The 21,392-nt window shown below is 72.0% G+C and carries 21 protein-coding genes; 8 read left to right on the top strand and 13 right to left on the bottom strand.

The genetic code is table 11. The annotated features are described in order from the left end of the window. Positions 1 to 27 precede the first annotated feature (27 nt). Entirely contained in the window at positions 28 to 537 is a 510-nt protein-coding gene (locus F9C11_RS26160) for a MarR family winged helix-turn-helix transcriptional regulator (protein ID WP_409179998.1), read from the top strand. A gap of 1,050 nt (positions 538 to 1,587) precedes the next feature. On the opposite strand, the gene F9C11_RS26155 is transcribed toward F9C11_RS26160, so the two are convergent. From F9C11_RS26155 to F9C11_RS26130, 6 genes are all read right to left on the bottom strand, one after another. Continuing rightward, positions 1,588 to 2,115 (bottom strand): pyridoxamine 5'-phosphate oxidase family protein, encoded by a 528-nt coding sequence (locus tag F9C11_RS26155; RefSeq protein WP_409186981.1) that lies wholly within the window; start codon positions 2,113 to 2,115, stop codon positions 1,588 to 1,590. Positions 2,116 to 2,168: 53 nt separating this feature from the next. Then, positions 2,169 to 3,023 (bottom strand): MBL fold metallo-hydrolase, encoded by an 855-nt coding sequence (locus F9C11_RS26150; RefSeq protein WP_409179997.1) that lies wholly within the window; start codon positions 3,021 to 3,023, stop codon positions 2,169 to 2,171. Continuing rightward, positions 3,020 to 3,427: a RidA family protein gene (locus F9C11_RS26145; protein ID WP_409179996.1), complete on the bottom strand. Its 408-nt coding sequence runs from the start codon at positions 3,425 to 3,427 to the stop codon at positions 3,020 to 3,022. Before F9C11_RS26145 ends, F9C11_RS26150 begins: the two co-directional genes overlap by 4 nt. A gap of 71 nt (positions 3,428 to 3,498) precedes the next feature. Next, on the bottom strand, positions 3,499 to 4,497 hold the full coding sequence (locus tag F9C11_RS26140) for a zinc-binding dehydrogenase (RefSeq protein ID WP_409179995.1): 999 nt from the start codon (positions 4,495 to 4,497) through the stop codon (positions 3,499 to 3,501). A 105-nt stretch (positions 4,498 to 4,602) separates the two neighbouring features. Further along, positions 4,603 to 5,916: an FAD-binding oxidoreductase gene (locus tag F9C11_RS26135; protein WP_409179994.1), complete on the bottom strand. Its 1,314-nt coding sequence runs from the start codon at positions 5,914 to 5,916 to the stop codon at positions 4,603 to 4,605. A gap of 72 nt (positions 5,917 to 5,988) precedes the next feature. Then, positions 5,989 to 6,879, bottom strand: coding sequence for a LysR substrate-binding domain-containing protein (locus F9C11_RS26130; RefSeq protein ID WP_409186980.1), 891 nt, complete (start codon positions 6,877 to 6,879; stop codon positions 5,989 to 5,991). Positions 6,880 to 6,971: 92 nt separating this feature from the next. Between F9C11_RS26130 and F9C11_RS26125 the strand changes: the two genes are divergently transcribed. Continuing rightward, positions 6,972 to 7,970: a DMT family transporter gene (locus tag F9C11_RS26125; RefSeq protein ID WP_409179993.1), complete on the top strand. Its 999-nt coding sequence runs from the start codon at positions 6,972 to 6,974 to the stop codon at positions 7,968 to 7,970. Here the strand turns inward: F9C11_RS26125 and F9C11_RS26120 are convergent. Both F9C11_RS26120 and F9C11_RS26115 read right to left on the bottom strand, forming a co-directional pair. Next, positions 7,895 to 9,019: a hypothetical protein gene (locus F9C11_RS26120; protein WP_409179992.1), complete on the bottom strand. Its 1,125-nt coding sequence runs from the start codon at positions 9,017 to 9,019 to the stop codon at positions 7,895 to 7,897. The genes F9C11_RS26125 and F9C11_RS26120 overlap by 76 nt on opposite strands. After that, positions 9,010 to 9,837 carry an alpha/beta fold hydrolase gene (locus F9C11_RS26115; protein WP_409179991.1) on the bottom strand — a complete coding sequence of 276 codons (828 nt, stop codon included), beginning with the start codon at positions 9,835 to 9,837 and terminating at the stop codon, positions 9,010 to 9,012. The genes F9C11_RS26120 and F9C11_RS26115 overlap by 10 nt, the downstream gene beginning before the upstream one ends. Positions 9,838 to 9,933: 96 nt before the next feature. Here F9C11_RS26115 and F9C11_RS26110 point away from each other — a divergent pair, with 96 nt between their 5' ends. The 3 genes from F9C11_RS26110 to F9C11_RS26100 all read left to right on the top strand — a co-directional run bounded on the left by F9C11_RS26110 (position 9,934) and on the right by F9C11_RS26100 (position 13,107). Next, complete coding sequence (locus tag F9C11_RS26110) at positions 9,934 to 10,305, top strand: winged helix-turn-helix transcriptional regulator (protein WP_409179990.1); 372 nt, start codon at positions 9,934 to 9,936, stop codon at positions 10,303 to 10,305. 121 nt (positions 10,306 to 10,426) lie between these two features. After that, on the top strand, positions 10,427 to 11,635 hold the full coding sequence (ftsW, locus tag F9C11_RS26105) for a putative lipid II flippase FtsW (RefSeq protein ID WP_409179989.1): 1,209 nt from the start codon (positions 10,427 to 10,429) through the stop codon (positions 11,633 to 11,635). 173 nt (positions 11,636 to 11,808) lie between these two features. Next, a complete protein-coding gene (locus tag F9C11_RS26100) occupies positions 11,809 to 13,107 on the top strand; it encodes a phosphatase PAP2 family protein (protein WP_409179988.1) in 1,299 nt (432 codons plus the stop codon). On the opposite strand, the gene F9C11_RS26095 is transcribed toward F9C11_RS26100, so the two are convergent. The 3 genes from F9C11_RS26095 to F9C11_RS26085 all read right to left on the bottom strand — a co-directional run bounded on the left by F9C11_RS26095 (position 13,019) and on the right by F9C11_RS26085 (position 14,863). Beyond that, the gene (locus tag F9C11_RS26095; protein WP_409179987.1) at positions 13,019 to 13,663 is read right to left on the bottom strand and encodes a phosphate signaling complex PhoU family protein; all 645 of its coding nucleotides are present in this window, start codon (positions 13,661 to 13,663) and stop codon (positions 13,019 to 13,021) included. The genes F9C11_RS26100 and F9C11_RS26095 overlap by 89 nt on opposite strands. An 11-nt stretch (positions 13,664 to 13,674) precedes the next feature. Then, entirely contained in the window at positions 13,675 to 14,031 is a 357-nt protein-coding gene (locus tag F9C11_RS26090; protein ID WP_409179986.1) for a hypothetical protein, read from the bottom strand. Positions 14,032 to 14,119: 88 nt separating this feature from the next. After that, positions 14,120 to 14,863 carry a dienelactone hydrolase family protein gene (locus tag F9C11_RS26085; RefSeq protein WP_409179985.1) on the bottom strand — a complete coding sequence of 248 codons (744 nt, stop codon included), beginning with the start codon at positions 14,861 to 14,863 and terminating at the stop codon, positions 14,120 to 14,122. Between the two features lie 201 nt (positions 14,864 to 15,064). Between F9C11_RS26085 and F9C11_RS26080 the strand changes: the two genes are divergently transcribed. Then, complete coding sequence (locus F9C11_RS26080; RefSeq protein WP_409179984.1) at positions 15,065 to 17,701, top strand: glycoside hydrolase family 3 protein; 2,637 nt, start codon at positions 15,065 to 15,067, stop codon at positions 17,699 to 17,701. Here the strand turns inward: F9C11_RS26080 and F9C11_RS26075 are convergent. Beyond that, complete coding sequence (locus F9C11_RS26075; protein WP_409179983.1) at positions 17,691 to 18,374, bottom strand: FMN-dependent NADH-azoreductase; 684 nt, start codon at positions 18,372 to 18,374, stop codon at positions 17,691 to 17,693. The genes F9C11_RS26080 and F9C11_RS26075 overlap by 11 nt on opposite strands. Before the next feature lie 72 nt (positions 18,375 to 18,446). On the opposite strand from F9C11_RS26075, the gene F9C11_RS26070 reads away from it, so the two are divergent. Then, positions 18,447 to 19,304: a sigma-70 family RNA polymerase sigma factor gene (locus F9C11_RS26070; RefSeq protein WP_409179982.1), complete on the top strand. Its 858-nt coding sequence runs from the start codon at positions 18,447 to 18,449 to the stop codon at positions 19,302 to 19,304. A 157-nt stretch (positions 19,305 to 19,461) separates the two neighbouring features. Here F9C11_RS26070 and F9C11_RS26065 read toward each other — a convergent pair whose 3' ends face one another. Next, positions 19,462 to 19,821: a hypothetical protein gene (locus F9C11_RS26065; protein ID WP_409179981.1), complete on the bottom strand. Its 360-nt coding sequence runs from the start codon at positions 19,819 to 19,821 to the stop codon at positions 19,462 to 19,464. Between the two features lie 185 nt (positions 19,822 to 20,006). Here F9C11_RS26065 and F9C11_RS26060 point away from each other — a divergent pair, with 185 nt between their 5' ends. Further along, entirely contained in the window at positions 20,007 to 21,392 is a 1,386-nt protein-coding gene (locus F9C11_RS26060; RefSeq protein WP_409179980.1) for a multiprotein-bridging factor 1 family protein, read from the top strand.

Genomic DNA, 21,392 nt, shown 5'->3' with positions numbered 1-21,392 from the left:
TAATTACTGGTGTTAGAATACTCGCCCATGCCAGCGGAGCGGGACCACGTCGACGGAGTGATGGCGCAGATCACCGGCGTGCGCGCGGAAGACCGGGTCAGCAAGGCGCTGAGCTTCCGCCTGCTGCGCGCGGCCCGCCTGCTGGAAACGGAACTGCGCCGCGAATTCGACGCCTTCGGGGTCGGCCTGTGGGAAGTGGAACTGCTGGGCGCGCTCAAGCGAGCCGGTCCCCCGTATCGTCTTTCGGCCGGGCAGCTGCTGGCCAGCATGCGCCTGACGTCCGGCGGAGTGACCAAACGCGTCGCCGGACTGGAACGCAAAGGCTGGGTGAGACGCGACATCGACCCGGCCGACCGGCGGCAGATCCTGGTGAGCCTGACGGAGGAAGGACTGGCGCGGGCGCAGGAGGTGTTCGGCATGAAGACCCAGACGGAGGCCCGGCTGCTGGGCGTCCTGTCGCACGCGGAACAGGACCGGATGAACGACGATCTGCGGGCGCTGCTGCTGGAGTGGGAGGGACCGGAGGAACGGGCTTGAACCTCCCGGCGGTTCGCGCGGCGGGACGCACCCCGCTCGTTTCCGTCTCCGCGGCCGAGCCCGCCTGACCGAGGGGATTGATCGCGCGACGCGGCTCCGCATGCCGCCGCCGAACCCGCCTCACGCGCTAGGCCCACGGTTCGATCGCCCGGCAACGCATGCCGCGCCCGAAGGTCGCGATCCTTTGATCCCGCAGCCGAACCTGCCAACCTCGGGCCGGACCGAGTGTTTGACCGCTCACGCCCCCGCCCGCAGCCGCGCGCGGGACTGACAGGTTCGATCGTCCGGCAACTCGCGTGCAGCCGAACACCCGCTAACTCCCGGCCCCGCAGCCGAACCGCCGAGCGCGCGGCCCGGCCGACGGAATCCCTGCAGAGCATGGCCGCAGCCCCACCCGCCGACCACGCGCCGGACCGACAGGTTCAATCGCCCGGCAGCTCATGCACAGGCGAACACACCCTTGCGCACCCCCGCCGCGCAGCCCAACCGCCGACCGCGCGGCCCGGCCGACGGGCTTCATCACCCTGCAGCGCAAGCCACCGCCGAACCTGACGGACCGACCGGTCCGAGCATCCGGCAACTCGTGCACAGCCGAACGCACACTCCCGCCCCGCAGCCGAGCCCGACGACCACACGGCCCAGCCGACGGAGTTCCTTCAGCGCATGGGCGCAGCCCCACCCGCCAACCGCGCGCCGGACCGACAGATTCGATCGCCCGGCAACTCGTGCGCAGCCGACCACACCCTGCTCACCCCCGCCCAGGCCGTGCCCGCCAACCGCACGGCCCGGCCGACGGAATCCCTGCAGCGCATGCCGCCCCCTCCCGGCGTCCGCTCCCCTGCGGACGAGCCCGCCGACCGTGCCGGGACCGGCGGCGCGGCTGGCGGTTTCGCTCAGGCCAGCGAAATCCCCAACCGACACCGCCCTGCCGAGGCCGTTCCCGCGCCAGGCCGGGCAATCACAGGACCGCCCCGGATGTCCGGCCGCGATAACAAGCAATTCCGCATTGCGTAGTTCCGCAGCCGCCGAGGCAAAGGCAGGCCACCGCGCTCAGTCGCCAGCGAACTCCCAGCACGTCGCCCCGTGTGGTTCCTCCGAAGCGACTCCCACCGCGCGGCGCAAGGCAAGCCGGTACAGGTGCCACGGCGGCGGGCCCGCGCTGGGGGCGCTGAACGGCGCCGTCAAGGCGTCCCCGGTCGCGGTCGCCGGCCAGCCGCCGGTGCGGTAGACCTCGGCGAGGCGGGCCACCGTGTCGGTGTCGGTGACCCGGTGGGCGTCGCCTTCCAGTACCAGGTCCAGGCCGCGCAGGCGGACCGAAATGCTGCACGCCGGGTTCGCCGCCAGGTTGCGGGAGCGGCGCGTGCCCGGGCCGCCGACGAAATACAGTGCGTCGTCCACCCAGACCGCGCCGACGCCCGCCGAGTGGGGGCGGCCGTCCGGGCGGACGGTCGCGACGAAGAACGTCAAGTCGGCGGTCGGGGTGTCGGTCGCCAGGACGTCGCGGGCGCGGGTCCAGGGCAGCGGGGCGTGGCCGTAGCGGTCGAGGTTGCGGGTCGAGGTCGGTTCGCAGTCAGTCATGCCCATGCGTCGAACGGGGTCCGGCCGGATCGACACCGCCGGAGAACACAAGGTCAGGCGCCTCCCCACGGGATGGGGCGGTAGCGGAAACCGGCGCCGTCCCGGTCGATGCGTCCGGGGCCGAAGTGGGCGGGCAGGACCAGGGCGTCCCGTTCGACGGCCAGTTCGCACAGCCTTCGCCGGGACTCCGCCGCGACGGCGGGGTCCGCGTCGCCGCCTTGGGCCAGTGCCAGGTTCGAGAACTGGAACGGATGGTGCAGCACATCCCCGCTCGCCAGCGCGTGCCGGCCGCCGCCGCTGAGTTCGGCGATCAGGTGGGCGCTGGTGTGGCCGGGGAACGAGCGCAGGGTGACGCCGTCCGTGACCTCGTACGGGAGGTCGATCAACTCGACCAGTCCGGCCTCGACCACCGGGAGCACGCTGTCTTCGAACGTCCGGGCCAGGTCGGCCGCCACACCGTCTTCGGGGGCCGACGCGTGCACCTCTTGAAGCCAGGCGTACTCGTCGGCCGGGATCAGGTACCGGGCGCGCGGGAAGGTCGGATCCCACGCACCGTCGACCAGCCGGGTGAAGCCGCCGCAGTGGTCCGGGTGCAGGTGGGTCGCCACGACGACGTCGACGTCCTCCGGCACGACTCCGACCGCGGCCAGGCGGTCCAGGTACGGCGTGTCGAACTGGTGGTGCGCCAGCAGAACCGGGCGTTCCTTGGCGTTGCCGTTCCCGGCGTCCAGCAGCACGGTCTGGTCCGGCGTGCGCACCAGGTACGTGGTGATCGACAGGTCGAGATCGCCGCGGTGGTCCCCCAGTTCCTCCGGGGTGACCGCCGGGAACAGCTCGGCCGGGGCGAAAGGCCAGTGGTCCAGTTCGGTGACCGGATCGATCCGGAGCGGCCCGAGCGTGACGGTCATCGCGGCACCGCCGCCATCGCCTCGATTTCCACGGCCAGCTCCGGCTTCGCGAGCGCCGACACGACGATCAGCGACTGCGTCGGCCAGTCGCTCTCCGGGAACCACCGGCTGAACACTTCGCCGGTCGCCGCGCGGAAACCGGGCAGGTGCTCGGCCCCGGCGACCATGCTGAACACCTTCACCAGATGCTCCGGCCCGGCACCCGCCGCGGCGAGCACGCGTTCGATGTTCGCCAGCGCCTCGCGCGCCTGCGCTTCCGCGTCCGGCCCGGCCAGCGTGCCGTCCGGGCGCGCGCCGATCTGCCCGGCCACGACGACCAGATCGTGGCCGGCGGGAATCTGCGCGACGTGGCTGTAGCGGCCTATCGGGGCCGCGACCGTCCCGGGATTCCAGCGCTTGCTCATCAGATCTTCCCCTCCCTCGGTTCCTGCCCACAGTCCACCACGGGGCACCGACAAAAACTCGCCGCCCCGCCTCAGCCGAGCGAAACCACCAGCTTGCCGAGCTGGTCCCCGGACGCGAGGTCGGCCAGCGCGCGCGGCCCGTCGGCCAGGTCGTAGACGCGGTGCACCACCGGCCGCACGCGGTGTTCGGCGACCAGCTCGACCATCTGCGAAAACTCCCGCGCGCTGCCCATCGACGTGCCCAGCAGGCTGATCTGCCGGAAGAAAAGCTCGCGCAGCGAAAGCTCGACGTCCGGGCCGGTGGTCGCGCCGAGAGTCACCAACCGGCCCCCGGAGCGCAGCACGGACAGGCCCGCATCGAACGTCGCCGAGCCGATGCTGTCCACGACCAGGTCCACCGGTTCGCCGAGTTCGGCCGCCCAGTCGCCGCTGCTGCCGATCGCGCGGTCCGCGCCCAGTTCCGTTGCCCTGGCGAGCTTTTCGGGGCTGCGCGAGGTCACGCTGACCGTCGCGCCCGCGGCTTTCGCCATCGCGAGAGCGAACGTCGCGACGCCGCTGCCGATGCCCGGGAGCAGAACGTGTTCCCCGGGTTTCAGCCCGCCGCGAGTGAACAGCGCGCGGTAGGCGGTGAGCGCGGCCAGCGGCAGCGCGGCGGCCTCGGTCCAGCTCAGATGCCCGGGTTTCGGCACGACGTTGCCTGCCGGGACGACGACGTATTCGGCGAGCGTGCCGTTCGTCGGCACCCCGAGAATGGCGGGGATTTCCGGCACCTCGTCCGGCTCGGCCCAGCCGAGGGACGGGTTGACGACCACCTCGGCGCCGACCTCGACGCCGGCGCCCGCTCCCGCCTGCGCGACCACCCCGGCCCCGTCCGAGCCCAGGACGGCCGAGGGGTCCGCCGGACCGCGACTGTCCACGATGAACAAATCCCGGTGGTTCAGCCCGGCCGCCTTCAGCCGGACCAGCACTTCCCCCGGGCCGGGCCGCGGCGCCGGAACCTCCGCGACCCGCACCCCGCCGGCTCCCGCCGCGCCGCCGTGGACCACCGCCCGCATCGCTTTTGTTGTCACGTCCGCGAACCTAACAGGCGCGTCCGGACGGGGCCGCCCCGGCGCGAATCCCGTCACAGCGGGGAATTTTCCGCCCCGGACGCGGCGCGTGCGCCCGGGCGGAGGTCACCCCAGCGGGATGGCGCGGAAAACCCCGTCCGGGTCGTAGCGGTGTTTGATGTCCCGCAACCGGCCGGTGTTGCGGCCGAACGGGTCCGCTGAAGGCACATCCGGCCCCAGCAGGTTCGCGTACGCGCCGGGCAACGCGTAGGGGGCCAACGCCGCCGAGGTGGCATCCGCCCAGGCCCGGTCGTCGATGCCCTCCCCCATCCCGAGCACCTCCACCAGCAAATGGTCCTCCCGCAGCGGAAACGCCGTCTCCGCCGCCGAAATCCGGGCCGCGGCCCCGTGGAAGTGGTGGATCGACAGCCCGGACAGCGGCGACGTCCGCGCTTCCGCCTGCGCCATCAGCACCGACACGATCTCCGGAGTGAACGCCGGAACCGACCGCGTGCGAATGGTGACCGAGCGGCCGGCGGGGAACATCGCGTCCCGGCGCGCGATCTCCGCCGCGTAAGACGAGACCGTCTCGATCTGCGCGGCGAGCGGCGTCCCGAGCCGGGCAAGGAAACCGTCGGGATCGGCGGGGCCGCACCACGTCGGCCAGACCAGCATGGACAGCGAACCGTCGGCGCCGGCGACGACGCCGGTCTGCACGGTGAGTTCGTCCGGCGCGTCCGCCTGGATTTCCGCTGCCGCGGCGAAAACCCGGGCCGCGTCGGACGCCGGGTACCAAACCGGGCCGGTCGTGATCGGCGCCGCCGCGTGCAGCCGGACTCCGAGCGACGTCACCACGCCGAAGTTTCCGCCGCCGCCCCGCAACGCCCACCACAGATCCGGCAGCCGCGAAGCGTTGGCGAGCACGACTTCGCCGTCCGCGAGCACGATCTCGGCACCGAGCAGATTGTCCGCGGCGAGCCCGTGCTTGCCCAGAAAAGGACCGTATCCGCCGCCGAGCGACAGCCCGGCGAATCCGACCGTGCCGATCGTGCCGACCGCCGCCGTCAGACCGTGCACCTCGGCCGCGGCGAGCACGTCGTTGGCCTGGGCGCCGCCGCCGACCACCGCGGCCCGCCGTCCGGGATCGACCGCGACCCGGTTCAGCGGCCGCAGATCGAGCGTGATTCCGCCGTCCACGACAGCGCGGCCGGCCCAGTCGTGCCCGCCGCTCCGCACGGACAACGGCAGCCCCAATTCGCGCGCGGCGCGCACCGAGGCTTGGACATCGGCCGTGCTCCGGCATTCCACCACCACCGCCGGCCGCGCGACGACGGCCGCGTTCCACAGCGCCGCCGCCGATTCGTACTGAGGGCCGGACGCATGCACCTGCTCGGCAGGCACTCGGGTTCGCAAGGCACGGGCGGCATCCTCGGCAGTCATCGGCGGCTCCCCTGCTCGTCGAGTCCGACTCTAGGGCCGAACCGGCCGGAAAGGGCAGCCGCGCAAGAAGATTCAGCGGTTCACATATGCCGCCGACGCCTCGCCGAGCGCCTCCAGCGCCGCTCGGACCCCGCCGTGCGTCTCTTCGCCGGACCGGCACGCGGCGATGATCGTGCGGTTCAGCACCGGCCGCGTCGCGAGCATCCGGACGCCGTCCGGCACCGGTCCGCGGGCCAGCCGCGGGACGAGCGCGGCGCCGACATTGCCCGCGACGAGCGCCAGCTGCGTCACGTAACTTCCGATGGTGCAACTGATCCGCGGCTCCAGGTCCTGCGAACGGAGCACGTGCACGAGCCATTCGTAGCAGCCGGACCGGCCCGTCCAGCCGATCCACGACACGTCGTCCACTTCGGAGAGATCGACCGTGCGCCGGTGCGCGAGCCGGTGCCCGGCGGGCAGCGCGAGGTCGGCGACGTCGGAGAAGAGCGTGACCTGCGTGATTCCCGGCGGCACCACGGTCGGCCGGTCCGCCCAGCTTTCGAACACCGCCACGTCGAGGTCGCCGGCCAGCACCTTCGGCAGCGTCTGTTCGGCTTCGCCCTCGCCCAGCGTCACGTCCAGCCTCGGGTGCTGTTCGGTCAGCATCGCGAGCGCGGGCGGCAGCAGCGCGTGCACACACGTCGCGATCGACCCGATCCGCAACGGCCCGAAGACGTCCTCGCGCAGCCGTTCGAGATCCGTGCGCGCTTCGGCCAGCTGGGCCAGCACGCGTTCGGCGTGCCCGGCCAGCACCTGCCCGGCGCGCGTGAGCCGCACGGTCCGGCCGCGCGGCTCCAACAGCGCCTGGCCCGCTTCCCGTTCCAGCTTCGCCAGCTGCTGCGACACCCCGGACGGCGTGACGTGCAGCGCCGCCGCCGCGCGGGCGACCGAGCCGTGCTGCGCGACCGCGTGCAGGGCACGCATCCGATCCACACTGAACACGGTAGAAATGCTACTGGATTTTCGCCACGAACATTCACTTGTCCTTGATAGTTAGCGCCCCCACGATAGAAGGCATGCCCACCGAATCCGCCCCGTTGCCGGCCGCCGGTCCGATCGCCGCGCTCACCGGCCGCGCCGACCCCCGGCTGCTGGCCGCGGCCGGCTGCCTCTGCATCGCGCTGACCTCGGTGCTCATCAAGGTTTCCGGGGCCAGCGGGGCGACCAGCGCGTTCTGGCGCTGCGCCCTCGCGCTGCCGCTGCTGGCGCTGCTGGCCTTCAGCGAGGCGCGCCGGACCCGCGTGCGCGCGAAGATCCTGCTGCCGCTGCTGGCCGGGCTCGGCCTCGGTCTCGACTTCGTCCTGTGGGGCGAGGCGATCCCGCGGGTCGGCGCGGGCGTCGCGACCATGCTGCTTTCGGTGCAGGTGGTGATCGTGCCGCTGCTCGCGTTCGTCTTCCTCAAGGAGCGGCCGGACCCGCGGTTCAAGTTCGTCGCGCCGACGCTGATCGGCGGCATCGTGCTCGCCGGCGGCGTGTTCGGCTCGGCCACGACCGGCTCGAACCCGGTGCTGGGCCTGGTTTTCGCGCTCGCCGCCGGAGCCGGCTACTCGGGGTACCTGCTGCTGCTCCGGCTCAGCAGCAGCCCCGCGACGCAGGTTCGCTCGCTGTCGCTGGCCACCGTGTCGGCGGGCTTCGTGTCGGTCGTGCTCGGCCTGCCGTTCGGCCGTCTCGACCTGACGCCGAGCCTGCCCTCGCTCGGCTGGTTCGCCGCGCTGGCCGTCGTCGGACAGGTCGTCGGCTGGCTGCTGATCGCCGGTGCGCTGCCGCGGCTGGCCGCCTCGACCGGCGCGACGATGATGCTGCTGCAACCGGTCGGCGCGGTCGCCTTCGGATTCCTGCTGCTGAGCGAACGGCCGGGCGTGCTGCAGCTCGTCGGCTGCGTGATCGTGCTCGGCGCGGTGTGCTTCGCCGGTCGCGGCGCGGCGAAGAAGCCCGCGGTTCAGCCGTCGGCCAAGCTCAGCCCGACCGCGTCGAGCAGCCCCCGCGCCATGTCCCTGAACTCGTCGCGACGGTGATCGACCAGGCCGTCCCCGCCGAGCAGCGCCGCGGCCAGCTCGTCGACCGGCCAGCAGACCAGCTTGCCGTGCCGTCCGAGCAGAAGCCCGACCTCCCGGATCCGGTACAGGTCGGCGACGTCGAGCCAGGCGTACAGCAGGATCTGCCACAGCCAGCGCCCGGCGCGGTCCGGATCGCCGACGGTCAGCACGGTTTTCACGTCCAGCAGCGTGCCGTCGGCGAACCCGTGCTCGGGGTCGAGCTTTCCGAGCAGAAGGTCGCCGTCCGCCCAGCCGGGCACGATGGTCGGCCCGGCGATCCCGAGCGGGCAGCCCTCCGGCGGTGCGCCGCCGAGCCGGCGCAATTCCCACAGCGCACCGTTGTCGTGCAAGCGTTTCGCGAGTTCCGCCAGCTCGGTCACCTGCGCGTCGGCGGGCAGCGCGCGCAGGTCCGCGATCGTGCCGCCGCCGTCGACGACCCGGGCGAGCCGGGGGTCGATGCGCCCGGAACGGTAGATGTCCTCGCACGCCGACAGCACCCAGTCCGTCCGTGCCAGCCCGGCCTCCGCGCCGGGTCCGCCGAGCACGCCGGGCGGCGCGTGCTGCGCCTGGTAACGACGCGCGCGTTCCAGCAGTTCGCCCCACAGCTCCTCGGCGCCCGGGAGCGCCCCGGCATCCGGCAAGCCGTCGCCTAGGTCGAGCCAGGTCGCGGCCGCCGGGCGGATGCCGAGCGCCCGCGCCCGGTACTCCGGCGGAAGCTCGTCGTGCGTCGGGTACCGGGCGGCTTGCGCGTGCGCCCACGGGCCGCTGCCCCACTGCGCGCGCACGATGCCGAGCAGCGCGTAGTACGGCGGCGCGGGCTGCACGAGATCCGCGATCCGCTGGCCGAACGCGCCGCCGATCTCGGCCCAGTGCTGGCGCGGCGGGCGCGCGAGCGCCGGACGGACCGGCCGCACGCCGTTCGTCGCCTCCTCGACCCGGCGCGCGGCCGCGGCCGTGCCGGTGAAGACCCGGGCGCACCAGCGCGCGAGCTTCCCTCTCGGGTCGGCCAGCTCGGAGGTCAACGACACCCGGCCAGTATCTCCCGGGACAGGAACGGCAGCAGCAGATCGAGGAATTCGCGCGGACGGTCCAGCGGGACCAGATGCCCGCAGTCCGGCAGCAGGTGGCCGGTCAGGTCGTCGGCGAGCGGGCGCAACTGCCGTTCCAGCGCGTCCCCGACCGGATTCGCGCCGATGGCCATCGTGGGGACGATCAGCCGCTTCGCCGCCGCTTCGGTCAGCTGGCGGGCGCTCTCCGGCAGCGCCCGGTAGTACTCGAAGGCGCAGCGGAGCGCGTCGGCGCCGGTGTACGCCTCGGCGAACGCCGCCTGGATTTCGGGCGGCACGCCGCGGCCGAGCGTGCCCTGCTCGAGGAACCAGCCGACGTACTCGGCCTCATGTCCACAGAGGACAGTTTCGGCCAGGCCGGGCGCCGCGTGGAAACCGAACCACCACGGCGGCCCGGCCGGGAAACCCCAGGGCAGCGACTCCATCAGCACCAGGCGGCGCACCCGCTCCGGCTGCCGCAACGCCAGCAGCAACGCACTCGGCACCGCCAGGTCGATCGCCACCACGTCGGCGTCCGGCTCGCCCAGCGCGTCGAGCAGGCCCGCGAGGTCGGCGGCGATCGTCCCGGCGTCGAACCCGCTCTCCGGACGGCTGCTCGCACCGAGCCCGCGGAGGTCCGGCGCGATCACCCGGCGCTGCTCGGAGAGCGCGGGGAGCACCTTGCCCCACAGCTGCCAGGTGTGCGGAAACCCGTGCAGCAACACCAGCGCGGGCCCCTTCCCGGCGACGGCGACGTTCAGCCGGACCCCGTTCGCTTCGACCCGCCGCACCGCGTCCATCGGACCTCCTGTGGTTACCATTGGTTACCAGCACACGGTAGGTAACTGCAGCAGTGCCGCCAAGACGGCACTTTCCCGACAGGTGGTGAGCCCGAGGTGACCCCCTCCGCCCGCGGCGATCTGTTCGACCCGGCCTGCCCGACGCGGCGGCTGCTCGACCGGATCGGGACGAAGTGGACGTCGATGACGGTCAAGATCCTCGCCGAGGCCGCGCCGGACGAGGTGCGCTTCGCCGACCTCCGCCGCCGCATCCCCGGGGTGTCGCAGAAAATGCTCTCGGTGACCCTGCAGAGCCTCGTCCGCGACGGCCTCGTCACGCGGCGGGTCGAGGACACGGTGCCGCCGCGGGTGCATTACCGGCTCACCGCGCTGGGCACGTCGCTGGAATCGGCGCTCGCGGTCTTGCGCACGTGGGCCGAAGATCACATGCCCGAGGTCGACCGGGCCAATCAGGAATTCAAGCGGTAATTTCCCGCACGCGGAATCGCCAGCGCATCCGCCGCGGCGCCGCCCTTGCCACTGAGAAAATTCCGCACGCGGGCGAGTCGGTCAGCCACCGCGAAGCGAAAACAGCACACACTCACGAGCCGTGGAGCAGCCAACCGAACCGGACCGCACCCCCGCACGGCACGCGATCGGGCAGTTTTTCGCGCATCCGCTCGCGTCGTTCCGGATCATTGCCGCGATCTGGGCGCTGCTGACGCTGCTCGGCGCGGTGATGGCGCTGTCGTCCTCGGCCGCCGCGGCCGACCCGGCCGCCGGAACCGGCGTGTACCAAGCGTTTTTCCGGCATCTGATGTTCGTCGCCCTCGGCACCGCCGCTTTCGTGCTCGGCCTGCGCGTCCCGTTTTCCCGGCTGCGCAAGGCCGCCACCCCGGCGCTCGCCGCCGCTGCCGTGCTGCTCCTTCTGGTGCTGACCCCGCTGGGCTCCGACCACGGCGGCGCGCAACGCTGGCTTTCCGCCGGGCCGATCACCTTGCAGCCAGTGGAAATCGCGAAGGTCGCGCTGGTGTTCTGGGGCGCGCATCTGCTGGTGTCGAAACAGAAAGTACTGCACCATTGGCGGCATCTGCTGGTGCCGCTGATCCCGGTGACGCTCGCGTTGTGCGCCCTGCTGCTGGCCCAGCCGAATCTCAGCGGCACGGTCACTCTCGCATTGATCACCTTGGGTTTGCTGTGGTTCGCCGGCGCGCCGAAACGCTTGTTCGCCGCCATTCTCGCGGGCGGTATCGCCGGAATCGTCGCACTCGCCCTTTTCGCCAGTTATCGTCTCGCGCGCATCCTTTCTTTTCTTTCCCCGAATCCCGACGCGAGCGGCAGCGGTTACCAGGCACAACAGGCGCAGTACGCGCTCGCCGACGGCGGCTGGTTCGGCGTCGGGCTCGGCCAGGGCGCGGCGAAGTGGAGCTATCTGCCGGACGTCCAGAACGACTTCGTCTTCGCGCTGGTCGGCGAGGAACTCGGGTTCGCCGGCTGTCTCGTGGTGCTGGGGCTGTTCGGCTGTCTCGCGGTGCTCGGCCTGCGCACCGCGGCGCGGGTCGCCGATCCGTGGGTGCGGCTGGTCGCCGGGACGACCACCTTGCTGCTGGTCGCGCAGGCGCTGATCAACATCGGCTACGTCGCGGGCGCGCTGCCGGTGACCGGCGTGACGCTGCCGCTCGTGTCCGCGGGCGGGACGTCGCTCGTGGTCACCATGCTGCAGTTCGGCATTCTCGCCCAGGCCGCGCGCGAGGAACCGGCCGCGCGGGCCTTCCTCGACGGACTGCGCGACAAGGGCTCCGGTACAGTCCGAGCATGATCAACAACGTCGGGCCGGCACGCCCGGCGCCGCGCAGGCTCCTGATCCGCCCCGGAGAGTCCCCGCGGACTCACGGGGCGTCGCGGACCCTCCTCCCCCGCTCGGTACGCTCGTGACCTTCGGGTGAACGCGAGATGGCCGCCAGGCGAACCGGCGGACCGGAGAGGGGTTGTATGGCGACCACGGCCGGAGCTTCCAGCAGCGAGACGTACGACGCGATCACCCATTTCGGCCTGGCGATGCCCGGCTGGGTGCAATCCCTCGTGCTGGCGTACACGCACTACGGCCTGGTCCTCGTGGCCCCGTTCTTCGCCTGGCTCTGGTGGCGGGCGCGCGCGACCGGCTCGCCCGAGCGGATGGCGGCGGCGCTGCTCGTCCCGGCGGCGACGGTGGTCGCCTACGTGCTCAGCGAAATCATCAAGGCCTTCGTGCACGAACAGCGGCCGTGCCGAGGGCTGCCGCCGGAGGCGATCGTCGGCGCCTGCCCGCCGCCGGGCGACTGGTCGTTCCCCAGCAACCACTCGACCATCGCGGCCGCGGTCGCGCTCGGCGGGGCTTTCGCCTGGCGCAAGGGCGCGCCGTGGCTCGCGGCCTTCGCGGCGACGATGGGCTTCTCGCGGGTCTTCGTCGGGGCGCACTATCCGCACGACGTGCTGATCGGGCTCGCGCTCGGGGCCGGGATGGCGTTGCTCCTGCAGCGGTACGCGCTGGGTCCGGCCGCCGGGCTCGTGCGGCGGTTCTCCGGGAAGGTGCCGTTCGGGTTGCTGGGCACGGTGGCAGACGCGCCGGTTTCCCCCGAACCTCCCGCGGCCGGTCCGGACGGCACGACGATCCGGACCGCCGGTTCTCTGCCGCCGCGGCCGGTCGATCGTGCCGCGGACGCCCCGCCGGCCCCGCCCGTGCGCCGGGCCCGTCCCGAGGGCCAGCCCGCGCGCCGCGGCACTCCACCGGAACCGCGCGCCGCCGGCGACCGGCCCGTCCGGCCGGCTCCGGATGCGCCGCGACCCCGGGCCGCGAGCACCGCGCCCAGGCGGCAGAATTCGCAACCGATCCGCACCGCCGCACCGCAGACCCGGACAGCGGAAGCCGGGCGGCAGAACTCCCAACCGATCCGCACCACCGCGCCTCGGCCCGACGCGCCCGCGCCCCGGCGGCAGAACTCGCAGCCGATTACCGCCGCTCCGCAGCCCCGCGCCGCCGACGCCCCGCCGCCGAGTCCGGGCCGTCCGCCCGCCCAGCCGCCGGCTCGAAGCACCGCGCAGCCGCCGGCCCGTCCGGCGCGCACTCAACAGCCGCGTCCGGCCGGTCCTCCGCACGGCCGCGCCGCGGGTTCGCCGCCGCCGCGGCCGGCGAACCAGGCCCAGGCCGGTCCGCCGCCGGAGGTCAGCCCGGGAGATCGCCCGTCGCGGCGAACTCCAGGCGCTTCGCGACCGACACCGCCTGGTCGGCGAAACGCTCATAGAAACGCGTGAGCAGGCTGAGCGCGACGGCGATCCGCTGGTCCTGCGTCCAGTCCGGCGCGGTCACCGTCGCCATCACGCGGGCGTGCAGTTCGTCCACGCGCTCGTCGGCGCGGCTCAGTTCGGCGTAACCGCCGCGGGCGTCGCCGTGCACGAGCCCGGCGAGCCGGGCCGCCATCGCGGAGGTGACCTCGCCGAGTTCGGCGAACACCGGCTCCAGGTCCGCGGGCACGGTCGGCTCCGGGTGCCCGCGCCGCGCGGTGCCCGCGATGTGCGCGGCGAGGTCGCCCATCCGCTCGAGCTTCTCCGCGCAGTACACCGCGGCCAGCACGGCACGCAGGTCGCCGGCCACCGGGGCTTGCAGGGCGAGCAGCGAATACGCCTCGTCCTCGCAGGTCGCGCGCTGGTCGTCGAGGTCGGCGTCGCCGCTGAGCACCTGCTCGGCCAGCGGCAGGTCCGCGGTCAGCAGCGCCCGGGTGGCCCGGCGCATCGCCTCGGCCGCCGCCTCGGCCATCGCCGCCAGACGCCCGTCGAGCTGTTTCAGGTCGTCCTGGAAGCCTTCGCGCATGCCGGGCGACTTTACCGGCGGCCGGCCGGCAGGCCCGCGCCGGCCAGCGGCCAGGCCTGTTCGGGCTCGGCCAGCTCGTAGCTGTGGCTGCCCTCGTGCCCGCCGGGCACCCGGCAGAAAACGCCCTCGTCGGACTCCGCGCCGCACAGCGCGCGCGTCTCCAGCACGCGGCGGCCGGGCCACCAGCGCAGCCACATCAGCGGCTCCTCGCCGCGTCCGCCGACCGGGGTCGCGTGCTCGTGGCCGTGCCCGGCCTCCAGCTCGCAGAACAGCTCGGGCTCCGTCCCGCGGACCGCGACGCTCCGCAGGACCGAGCGCTCGCGCCCGGTCAGCTCCACCGGTTCGCGGCACAGCGCACCTTCGGCCATGCGGCCAGCGTAAACGGCCGCCGCCGATTCCGCGCGCAGGGCCCGGCCGCGAGCGCGTCCCGCGTGCCGGACCCCGCTGCTTCGCAGGTCAGCGCACCCGCTCCAAAAGCGCGAACAGGTTCTCCCAGTGCCGCTTCTCGCCCTCGGCGTGGTACGCCGCCGTGTCCGACATCGTGAACCCGTGCGACGCGCCCTCGTAGACCTCCGACCGGTAGGTCACGCCCGCCTCGTCGAGGGCGTGTTCCAGCGTCTTGATCTGCTCGGCGGTGATCGACGGGTCCTGGTCGGCGTGGCCGAAGTACACCTCCCCGGTGATCGAGCCGACCCGCAGGTGCGGGCTGTCCGGCTGGTCGGTGGCGAGCCGTCCGCCGTGGAACGACGCGATCGCCTTGACCCGGTCCGGGAACGCCTCGATCACGCGCAGCGCGTTCGTGCCGCCCATGCAGTAGCCGGTGATCACGACCGGGCCCGGCGCGACGCCGTCCTGCGCGGCGAACCAGTCGAGGTATTTCTCCGCGTCCCGGGCGATCGCCTCGGTGTCCAGCGCCTCGATCAGCGGCATCAGCTTGCCGAACACCTCCCCGCGCCGCTCCGGGTCTTCCAGCGCGGCGAAGTCCACCAGCGGCGTCCGTCCGCCGCGGTAGAGCAGGTTCGGGGCCAGCACGGCGTAGCCCGCCTCGGCGATGCGGTCGGCCATCTCCTCGATCCGCGGCCGGAGCCCGAACGCGTCCGGGAAGAGCAGCACCCCGGGGTGCGGCCCGCCGTCCGGCACGGCCAGGTACGCGTCGGCGGTCCCGTCGGCGGCCGGAACGTCCGGCTTTTCCTTGCGCATCCGCTTTGTCCTCCAGTGATTCCATTCCGTCCGGGATCAATCTATCCCCGCCGGCCGGCGCGCCGCCGCGCCCGGCGGATGTCCCGTTTCCTGTCCGGTCACTGGACTGAACCACTGCGGTCGGCGGATTGACGGAGTCCGGTTTGCCCGGTCAGGATCACCGGGCCCGCTCCGGGCCGCCCTCCGCAGAACGGACTGTCGATGGCCAGACCTCCCCGCTCCCCGCACGCCCGGAACCGGGTCGCCCTCGCCGTGCTCGTCCTCATTGGCGGGCTCGTCCCCGCCCACGCCGCCCACGCCGCTCCCCCGCGCCAGCCGGACGTCGGCGCTCCCGCGCCCGACCGGAACGGCTGTGCCCGCATCGAAAATTCGCTGCCGCACCTGCCGGACTGGCCGAAGGTGCGCAGCGCGATGCCGAAGAACCCGGTCGACGAACGGCGGATCGAACAGATCGTCTCCGGCCTGTCGCTGGAGGAAAAAGTCGGGCAGATGACCCAGCCCGAGATCGCCGCCATCACGCCGGCCGAGGTGACCCAGTACTCCATCGGGTCGGTGCTGAACGGCGGCGGCTCGTGGCCGGGCGGCGACAAGCACGCCAGCCAGCAGGACTGGCTCAAGCTCGCGGATTCCTATTGGGACGCGGCGAAGGCCACGAGGGCAAAGATCCCGGTAATTTGGGGCATAGACGCCGTGCACGGCAACAACAACGTGTACGGCTCCACGGTTTTCCCGCAGAACATCGCGCTCGGCGCGGCGCACGATCCGTGCCTGGTGCGCGACGTCGAGAATTCCACCGCGAGGCAGATCCGGGCGACCGGGCAGGACTGGGCGTTCGCGCCGACTCTCGCCGTCGTCCAGGACGACCGCTGGGGCCGCACTTACGAAGGCTTCTCCGAAGACCCGCGCATCACCCGCGCCTACGGCTACGAGGCGATGAACGGCCTGCAGGCGGGCGCGCGGCTGCGGATCGGACCGAACGGCGTGATCGGCACCGCCAAGCACTTCATCGGCGACGGCGGCACGACCAACGGCCAGGACCAGGGCGTCACCGCCTCGTCCGAAGCGGACCTGATCAACCTGCACGGCCAGGGTTATTACGGCGCTCTCTCCGCGGGCGCGCAGACCGTGATGGCGTCCTTCAACAGCTGGACCAACCCCGACCTGGGCATCAACGAGGGCAAGGTCCACGGCAGCGACAAGCTCCTCAACCAGATCCTCAAGGGCAAGATGGGCTTCGACGGCCTCGTCGTGTCGGACTGGAACGGCATCGGCCAGGTGGCCGGCTGCACCAACTCCAGCTGTCCGCGCGCGATCAACGCGGGCATCGACGTCGTGATGGTCCCGAACGACTGGAAAGCCTTCATCGCCAACACGGTCGCGCAGGTGCGCGGCGGCGAGATCCCGATGTCCCGCATCGACGACGCGGTCACGCGGATCCTGCGGGTCAAGATGCGCGCCGGGCTTTTCGAGGAGCGCAAACCGTCGCAGCGCTGGTACGCCGGTTCGCCGGACGCGTTGACGGACAAGGCGCTCGCTCGTGAAGCGGTGCGCAAATCGCAGACGCTGCTGAAGAACAACGGCAACGTGCTTCCCTTGGCGCGCAACGCGAAGGTGCTCGTGGTCGGGAAGAGCGCGGACAGCATCCAGAACCAGACCGGCGGCTGGACGCTGACCTGGCAGGGCACCGGCAACACCAACGCGGACTTCCCCAACGCGACCTCGATTCTGGCCGGGCTCAAGGAGAATCTCGCCAACGTCACCTTCGATCCCACCGGCACCGCCGACCCGAAGGGCTACGACGCGGTCATCGCGGTCCTCGGCGAGACTCCGTACGCGGAAGGCGTCGGCGATCTGCAGCGCAAGAGCCTCGAAGCGGCGAAGCTGTATCCGGAAGACCTTGCGGTGCTGGACAAAGTCAGCGGCAAGGGCACGCCGGTGGTGACCGTGTACGTCAGCGGCCGTCCGCTGTACGTCAACAAGGAGCTGAACCGTTCCGACGCGTTCGTCGCCGCGTGGCTGCCCGGCACCGAAGGCGGCGGGGTCGCGGACATGCTGGTGCGCGGCAAGGACCATGGCGGGTATCGCGGCAAGCTCTCCTACTCGTGGCCGAAGAGCGCCTGCCAGACGCCGCTCAACCCGTGGAGTCCCGGCTACGATCCGCTGTTCAAGCTCGGCTACGGCCTCGCCTCGAACCAGCGGACCACGGTCGGCAAGCTCGACGAGACCGAAGGCCCGGCACGCTGCGGTTCGACGGGAGGCGGCGGCACCGCGACCGAGGACCTGCCGATCTACGACCGCACGGATGTCGCGCCGTACAAGAGTTTCATCGGCTCGGCCTCGAACTGGGGCGGCACGGAGATCGGTCCCGACGGCACCGCCGCGCACCCGGAGATCGCCGTGACGCCGGCCGACGTCAACGTCCAGGGCGACGGCCTGAAAGCGACGTGGACCGGCACCGGCGCGGCGCAGCTGTACTCGCAGCATCCCGGCGGCACCGACGACCTGCGGGGATATCCGAACGCCGACGGCGCGCTCGAGTTCGACGTGATCGTGCATTCGCCGCCGGCGAACCGGACGGTCGTGAGCCTGCACTGCGTTTATCCGTGCTCGTCCGAGGTGAACGCGACGAAGCTGTTCGGCGATCTTCCGGCCGGGCAGAAGTCGACGGTGAAGATCCCGTTGTCCTGCTTCGCGGGCGGGCTGGACTTCGAGAGTATCGACACGCCGTTCCTCGTCTACACCGACGGCCCGTTCTCCGCGTCGTTCGCGAACGTGCGGTGGTCGCCCGGCGGGGCGAAGGATCCGGACGCGCGCAAGTGCTCCGACCTCACCGGATAGCCCGCGCCAGCTCGAGCACCCGGGACCTGGCCGTCGCGCGCGACGCGGCGGCCAGGTCCTCGAGCCCGTCCAGCGCCGGAACGTCGCCGACCCGGGTGAACTCCTGGGACACGAACGTCACCCGGTCGGCGCCTTTGTCGCTGAGATAGGCGCGCAGATACGACTCCTGGAACTCGAACTTCTCGCGCGGCGCACCCGGGCCGTATCCGCCGCCGCGCGCGTTGACGACCACGAAGTCCTTGTCCGCCAGCAGTTTCCGGCCAGTCACCGGGTCGACGAACGCGCCCGGGAAGCTGATCCGGTCGATCCACGCCTTGAACGTCGCGGGCACGCCGAAGTTGTACATCGGCACCCCGAGCAGCACGGCGCGAGCTTCGCGCACCTCGGTGATCAGCGGCAGCGTCAGGTCCCATTCGCGCTGCTCGTCGGCGTCCTCGACCAGCGCCGCGATGTCGTCCAGCGACAGCACTCCCTTGCGCTCGACCCGGCGGCCGAGCCGCGCGTACGCCTCGCGCAGCGGCGGCACCGGCTCGGCGGACACGTCGCGGTACCGCACAGTTCCGCCGCCGCCGCGCCATTCGTCGGCGAACAGCCTGCCCAGCTGCCTGCTCACCGAAGCCTCTCGGTCGGCGCTCGAATCGACGTGCAGCAGGGGCGCTAGCATGACGGTCATCCGGTTCCTCTCCTCGTCCTTGGTCCTCGGGCCGGCACTCCCATGACGGATCGAGACGGGAAAAGGTGACCGATGGACGACGCACTGGCGCGGCGCTTCGAAAACGAGCGCCCGCGGCTGCACGCGCTGGCCTACCGGATGCTGGGCTCCGCGGCCGAGGCCGAGGACGTCGTGCAGGAGTCGTGGCTACGGCTGGCCTCGGCGGACAGCGTCGACAACCTGGGCGGCTGGCTCACGACGGTGGTTTCCCGGCTGTGCCTGGACGCGCTGCGCGCCCGCCGCGAGACACCGGTCTCGGCCGTGCCCGATGCCGCCGGCGACTCGGCGCCCGAGGACGAGGTCCTGCTGGCCGGGGAGGTCGGGCGCGCGCTGCTGGTGGTCTTGGACCGGCTGGCCCCGCCCGAACGAGTGGCGTTCGTGCTGCACGATCTGTTCGCGGTGCCGTTCGCCGCGGTCGGCCCGATCCTCGACCGCACCCCCGCGACCGCGAAGAAACTCGCCAGCCGCGCGCGGTCGCGGGTGCGCGGAGAACCGGCGGTTCCGGCTGCGGAACTGGCCGAACACCGGGAGGTGGTGACGGCGTTCCTGTCGGCCGCCCGGGGCGGGGACATGGCGACGCTGCTGACGGTGCTGGCCCCGGATGTGGTGCGGCGTACGGATCCGGCGCTGCTGCCGCCCGGCGCCGCTGCGGTGCTGCGGGGGGCGGCCGAGGTCGCTGAGGGGACGAAGCTCTTCGCGGCGAACGCTCGCTTGGCCGAACTCGCGCTGATCGACGGGGACGTCGGCTTGGTGCTCGCCCCCGCCGGGCGGTTGGCGGGGGTGCTCCGGATCCAGGTCCGCCGGGGGCTGCTCCAGGCGTATGAGGTGGTGGTGAGTTCCGAGCGGTTGGCGGGGATGGAGATTGCATTGCTTTCCCGCGGTGATGTATAGGTCGTTATACGGCTTGGTCGGCTTCCGCCGTGGCGGCCCGCTTCCCGGAGGAACGACCTGCCGCCGTTGCTGAGGCCTGCCCCAGCCCAGGGGAGGTGGCGTGCCGCGCCAGGCTGGGGCAGGCATAACGGTGCGGTGAGCGATGGGCGGGACGCTCCTAACCGCACCGAGCCTTATCGGGTTTCTCCCCTTTTCGCGGGTTTTCGTCCTCCGGGAACCCGGTGTCCTCGACTTTCGGGAGGACCTCGGTGTCCTCCTCGGCGCGTTCGGCGGCGGCTTCCTCGGCCGTCCGGCGGAATTCGGCCAGCCGGGCCTGTTCGAGTTCCGCCTGGACTTCGTAGTCCAGCCGGGCCTGCAGGTCGCGGACCGTCGGTCGGCCGCGCGGGGGTGGGATCGGCCGGCGGGCCCGGCAGAGCCACATCGAGACCAGTACCAGCAGCAGGAGCACGCAGCACACGACGACCACGATCGGGCGGCCGGTGCGGGTCGCTTCGCCGAGCGTCTCTGCTGCCTTCATGCGACGCACCTCTCGGGCTGCGGAAGTGTCTTCGCCGTGCCCCACCACGATGGGGCCGCCCGGTGGCCTGGACCAGCCAGCAAACCGGGAGAAAAGCGGGCGGCAACCGAGGGAATCGCCTTGCCCCGCGCCTGGTGACCTGCGGTAATCTGACGACCCCGGTTCGTGGCGAAGGGGTGTCGCCCATGGGCGAACGGCGAGAAGGACTTGTCCGGGCACGCAAAGCGGCGAACCTGACGCAAGAAAAGCTCGCCGCGCTGCTCCCCGCCGACGAAAAAAGCATCCGCGCCTGGGAATCCGGCCGTTCCGAGCCCCGTCCGCACCGGCGCGACCGGCTCGCCCGGCTGCTGCGGATCAGCCCCGCCCGGCTGGAGGAACTGCTCCGGGAGGGCACCGCGGCCGACCTGAAGAGACCGCCGGGCGCGACGGGCGTCCTGCTGCCCGTCGTCGTGGACGGGCGGACGGTGGCGCTGCCGCTCGACCGGGCCACCGTCGCGGGCAGCGTCCTCGCCCGGCTCGTGCCCGCGCCCGGCGACGCGGCCCCGCCAGCGGTTCCGACCACAGAATGGGACGCCATGAGCCCGCTCAGTCGCCGCTCACTGCTCAAAAACGGCCTGCCGGTCGCGGCTTTGCCCGCGCTGGGAATAGGCAGCGCCGAGCACGTCGCGCGAGCGCTGGAAAATCCTCGCAGATACATGGACAAAACCGTCACGCACTATTTCCGGCGGCAGCTCGACCAGTACAAATACGAGGACGGCGAACGCGGTCCGGCGAAAACTCTCCCGATGACGCTCGGCGTGCTGGACATCATCGACCGCATCGCCCGCGACGCGACCGCCGAGGATCAGCACGACCTTCTGCAAATCGGTTCGGAGGGCGCGGAGTTCGCCGGATGGCTCTACCGGGACCGGCGGCAGATGGACGATTCGCTCTACTGGCACGACCGCGCGATGGAATGGGCGCAGGCGGCCGGCGACAGCACCATGCAGGGCTACATTCTGCTCAAAAAAGCCCAGGTCGCCTACGACGAACGCGATCCGCGGCGGATGCTCATCCTCACCCGGGCGGTGCGCAAGGGCCCCTGGTCGCTCCCCCGGCGGCTGCAGGCCGAGGCCGCCCAGCAGGAGGCCCGCGCGGAGGCGATGCTCGGCGCGTCGGCCGACCAGGTGAACCGGAAACTCGACGTCGCCTGGAAACTGCTGGACGACGCCGGTCCGGTCGAATCACCGCTCGGCGCGCACTTCAACGCGACTCTGCTGAATATGCAGACCGCCATCTGCTACACCGAAGCGGGCGAACCGCGCCGGTCGGTCGAGCTGTTCGAGAAGACGTTGAAGGAAACCAAATTCTCCCGCCGCGATTACGGCTTCTTCCTGTCGCTGATGGCGAACTCGCTCGCGCTTTCCGGCGAACCGGACCAAGCCGCCAAAACCGGTCTCGCCTCCGCTCGCCGGGCGACGGAGACGAACTCCCGGCGCACCAAGGAAGAACTCCGCCGGGTCGTCGGAGTGCTCAAACCCTGGCACAACCGGCCGCAGGTGCGGGAATTGCGCGAGGCGTTGTCCAGCTGA

Source organism: Amycolatopsis sp. VS8301801F10, assembly GCF_046195355.1.
Classification (GTDB): domain Bacteria; phylum Actinomycetota; class Actinomycetes; order Mycobacteriales; family Pseudonocardiaceae; genus Amycolatopsis.
The sequence above is the reverse complement of the archived record's forward strand: the minus strand, read 5'-3'. Positions and strand labels throughout refer to the sequence as shown.